The organism is Burkholderiales bacterium (genome assembly GCA_013695435.1).
In the GTDB taxonomy this organism is placed as follows: Bacteria; Pseudomonadota; Gammaproteobacteria; order Burkholderiales; family JACMKV01; genus JACMKV01.
Genome location: JACDAM010000249.1, coordinates 1 through 4,202, shown reverse-complemented (window position 1 = coordinate 4,202; position 4,202 = coordinate 1). Strand labels below are relative to the sequence as shown.

Genomic DNA, 4,202 nt, shown 5'->3' with positions numbered 1-4,202 from the left:
GGCCGGCGCCGGCCGCCGAGTGCTGGAAGCCAGCGATAGGCGATGCCATGCCCGGCGAGCGTAGCGCTGAGCGTGGCTTCCGCGTACTGAGGGTGGCGCCTCGAACCGGGGAACATCCGCGACCGCTTCGAGCCGATATTGGCTGAGCAGCACGAGGAACTCATCGAGCGGACGAGTCGAATGGCCTATGGTCCAAATCGTCGAACCCATGGTTTTCGAGCCCCGGCATCGCGGCTCGTCCACGGTGAGCGCTGCATTTTTCAAGCGATCCTGTGCAGCGCTGATCCCTTGTGCGCGGCGATGTGTTCTGACTTGTCGCTCTTGATCGCGTATTGCGGCCCGTCCTTGCTGGCGTGGTGCGTGTGTCCCTTGTAGTCGAAGTCTTTCGTGTGAACCTTGATGATCTTGCCGCTCACGTGTCCGGCCTCCGAGTTCCAGCCGACGTGATCGCCGACCTTGAATTTGCCCGTCATGACGGTTCGCCTCCGGCTGCGGATTCCTCTACACGTTCGGCGATCGTCCTCTCGAATTCGACTTCCGCGCGCAGTCCATCGAGATCCCGGTGAATCACGGCGGCGGCCAGCTTCCTGCCGCCGCTTCGATAGGTGATCGTGCAGTCGCGCGCGTCGAGCCCGCCATCGATGACGGCTTTATCGAACCGTTCGGCGTGACCGACATAAGCGAGGCCGAAGTCGTATTGCTCGGTCCAGAAGAACGGCACGGCATCGAAGCGTTCCCGTCGGCCCAGGATGTTGCGCGCCGCCGTTTGCCCCTGGCGCTCGGCCACCACCCAGTGTTCGACGCGGATGCCCTCGCCGGTCAGCCGATCCGGCCAGCGCGCAATGTCGCCGGCCGCAAAGATGCCCGAGACGCTCGTTTCCAGGTACTCGTTCACCGTGATTCCACGATCGATCGCGAGGCCGGCCTGTTCGGCCAGTGCAATTGCCGGCCGCACGCCGACGCCGATGACGACGAGATCAGCCAGGAGGATTTCTCCGTTCTGCAACGTGACGCCGCGTTCGTCTATCGAAGCGGCTGTCGTGCCGAGATGGAAGGTCACGTCGTGTTCTTCATGGAGTTTGCGGATGAAGTTACCGACCTCCGCGCCGAGAATTTTCTCCATGGGGCAGGTCTCCCGCCCGACCACATGCACGTCGATATTGCGCGCGCGCAGCGATGCCGCCACCTCGAGGCCGATGAAGCTCGCGCCTATCACCACGGCCTTCTTTGAGACCAGCGCCCTGGCGACCAGGGCGCGGCTGTCGGCGAGCGTGCGCAGATAATGGACGTGGGGGAGATCGCCGCCGAGAATCTGCAGCCGCACCGGCTCGGCGCCGGTGGCGAGCAGCAGCGCATCGTAGGCATGGCGGCTGCCGTCCACAAGCTGCACTTGCCGGCCGGCGGTGTCGATGGAGGCGACGCGCACGCCGAGCTTCAAGTCGATGTCCTTCTTCTGGTAGAACCCGGCCGATCGAAGAGGAATCCACTCCTCGGGCGCGCTGCCCGCAAGATAGTTCTTGGAAAGATTCGGCCGGTCATAGGGCACCGACTCGTCCGCGCTCAGCATAGTGAGGCGGCCTGTGTAACCCTCCCGGCGGAGCATTTCCGCAGCGGCGTTGCCGGCCGCGCCGCCGCCAACGATAACAACCGATCCCGGTATGCCCGACGCTGCGGGTGCCGGCTGCCGGCTGGTGCTCTTTTCTCTGACGAAAGCGCTACCATCCCGCTGCTCGACCCGCCAACACGAGACGGGGTTGAGCGCCGGCGCCCGCAGCGCCTCGCCGGTGCGCAGGCTGAAACAGGCATGATGCCAGGGGCAGCGAACCGTATCGTCGACAAGCAGGCCCTCGGCAAGCGGGCCGTTATAGTGCGTGCAGACGGCGCCGATGGCGAATAGCTCCTCGCCGCGACGGACGAGGATGACCGGTTTGCCCTGCGTGTGGCCGAGCAGCATGGCGCCCTCGGCAACGGTCGAAACGGGCACACCCTGGGCGAGATCAGGCCCGTCGAGTTCCGTTTTTACTTCGCTCATTTATCCTCCATGACCAGGGAGAAAATCCACCCGACCGGAAAAACAATCAGCATCGGATTTGCAGTCCAAGCGACTTCAAATATTCGACCAACTCCCCCTTCTCCTGGTCGGTCAGGATCAAACCGAAGCGGGCGTCGTAGGTTACTACATCGTGTGGCGTGGCGAGCCGGCTATCATGATAGAAGCCGCTTTTGGTGTGGGTTCCACAACTCCGTCAGTGGGCCCGCCATGCCGCTTCACCAGGCCATACACCTCACACGAGGCGCTGCGTTCGGCGATGACGATCAATTCCTCGATCGCCATCTCGCCCGCAAGCTCGGCGTCGATGCTGATATGCGAGCGCTGGACAAGCCGACTTACGGACGAATTGCTGAGACGCGGATATGAATTGCCGAATGCCCGGCGCGCCGCTTATCGCAGACCATCGCGAATCAACCCGCCGCTGGCTACCGCCGCCACCAGGAACGAGGCCAAGCGCCGGTTCCTATATCCCCCAGCCCGTCACGGGAACGACCTGGCCAGTGATTCCCGAGGCAGCATCGGACGCGAGGAAAACCACCGCTGCAGCGATGTCCTGACGTTTGGTCCACTTCTTCAGGTCTTTAGGTTTCATCGCCTCAACATTGGATTTCGTATCGACCAGGCCGGGCGCTATGGCATTGACCCGGATTGCGGCGTCTCGTCCTTCCAGGGCAAGGGTACGGGTCAGCGCTTCGATTCCCGCCTTCGCGCAGTTATAGGCCACCATATTGGCCTGGGGGCTTCCCGCACGCGCGAAGTTGATGATCGCACCGCCCCCCGAGTCGCGCATGCGCGGGAAAACCTCTCGCGACACCAGAAAAGCGCTGAGCAAATTGTTGCGCATCTCATGCATCCAGTCTTCCAGACTCAGCTCCACCGCGGATTTGTAGCGGGTCAGACCCCCGGCCAGGTTAATCAGGATGTCGATTCTTGAATATTCCTTTATCGCCCGCTCCACCGCCTCGCGCACTTGGCCTTCATTGGTCAAGTCCGCGGTCAAGGGGAGGATGCGCGCGCCGCCGGCTCGCAACTCCCCAGCCCGCGCTTCGACATTCTTCTCGTTGCGAGCCACGATGATAAGTGTCGTTCCCTGCTCCGCCAGCGCTTTGGCGACCGCCTGCCCGACCTGTCCATCGGCGCTGACGCCGGTTACCAGCGCTACCTTTCCTTCGAGAATGCCTGTCATTTTCTATCTCCTTGCGCATGCGCGCTTTGACGCGTAATCGTCAAACGCAAGAGCGCCTTTCAGACTGATTATAATCATCGGTTGCGCGTGCTCTGGACGCGCTGGTAAATGTGACGCCGATCTGGTCCTTAAAAAATCGGGACCACCATCCGTAAATCTCGCAACAGAACAAATGCGGTGTCATTGGGGAACGCATGATAACTACGGCCGCAGGCAAAGGGGCGGGGCGCTCATGGTTCAGCCGCCGCCTGGCCCGCTTCCGATTGATTCATCGTCTCAAGCGCAAGGTTCGCATGCGCGTAGGCGGCGCCCGCGCGCATTTCCGCGGCGACCCAGATCGCTTCCATCACCTCCTGCTGACTCGCGCCGTGCTTGAACGCCGCTTCCGTGTGGCCGCGAATGCAGTACAGACATTGGGTCACATGCGCCACCGCGACCGCGATCAACTGCTTGGTCTTGGCGGGCAGCGCGCCGTCGGCGAACACGGCTTGACTGAACTTCTTGAAAGCCGTGGAAATCTCGGGGGCGAGCTGCGCGCGCTTGCGCGCAAGCTCTTGCTGAGTGGGGGATAAAGGTCCATACGGTCTCCTCGTTCGAATCGAAATGCGAATGGGATAATTCCGGCGCGCCGAACTCATTCAACCGCGCGGCGAATTGTCATACGAGGAGGCGCGGCCGACGCGGCAATCTCGTTTTGTCGTTACGGCAACAGAAGCGACCTCAGTGTCACAGCAAAAACCAGATTGCTTCCTCTGCGCTCGCAAAGACAGTTCGAGCGGCTTCGTTCCAAGCTCGCGTGGCCCTTACTACACCTCGCCGATTCCGCGCCGCTCGCGCATCGCGCGGCCGACGCGAGCGAGATCGTCTTCGCATAGGGAACCTCTGATTAAGTCCCGCGCGGTCGCGACGGGGCTTTGCGGGATGGGATGCGCGAAGCGCGGCGCAGCGAATGGTCGAACCCTT

At 62.3% G+C, this 4,202-nt stretch carries 5 protein-coding genes and 1 pseudogene; all 6 read right to left on the bottom strand.

Features of this window, described 5'->3' with window-relative positions; translation table 11 throughout:
- The 6 genes and pseudogenes from H0V78_12310 to H0V78_12285 all read right to left on the bottom strand — a co-directional run bounded on the left by H0V78_12310 (window position 1) and on the right by H0V78_12285 (window position 3,877).
- Window positions 1–210, bottom strand: a pseudogene (locus tag H0V78_12310) (DUF488 family protein).
- Between the two features lie 50 nt (window positions 211–260).
- Window positions 261–473, bottom strand: coding sequence for a DUF2945 domain-containing protein (locus H0V78_12305; GenBank protein ID MBA2352522.1), 213 nt, complete (start codon window positions 471–473; stop codon window positions 261–263).
- Entirely contained in the window at window positions 470–2,032 is a 1,563-nt protein-coding gene (locus H0V78_12300) for an FAD-dependent oxidoreductase (protein ID MBA2352521.1), read from the bottom strand. The genes H0V78_12305 and H0V78_12300 overlap by 4 nt, the downstream gene beginning before the upstream one ends.
- Before the next feature lie 144 nt (window positions 2,033–2,176).
- The gene (locus H0V78_12295; protein MBA2352520.1) at window positions 2,177–2,365 is read right to left on the bottom strand and encodes a hypothetical protein; all 189 of its coding nucleotides are present in this window, start codon (window positions 2,363–2,365) and stop codon (window positions 2,177–2,179) included.
- A 151-nt stretch (window positions 2,366–2,516) separates the two neighbouring features.
- Complete coding sequence (locus H0V78_12290) at window positions 2,517–3,239, bottom strand: SDR family oxidoreductase (GenBank protein ID MBA2352519.1); 723 nt, start codon at window positions 3,237–3,239, stop codon at window positions 2,517–2,519.
- A gap of 230 nt (window positions 3,240–3,469) precedes the next feature.
- Window positions 3,470–3,877, bottom strand: coding sequence for a carboxymuconolactone decarboxylase family protein (locus H0V78_12285; protein ID MBA2352518.1), 408 nt, complete (start codon window positions 3,875–3,877; stop codon window positions 3,470–3,472).
- Between the last annotated feature and the right edge of the window lie 325 nt (window positions 3,878–4,202).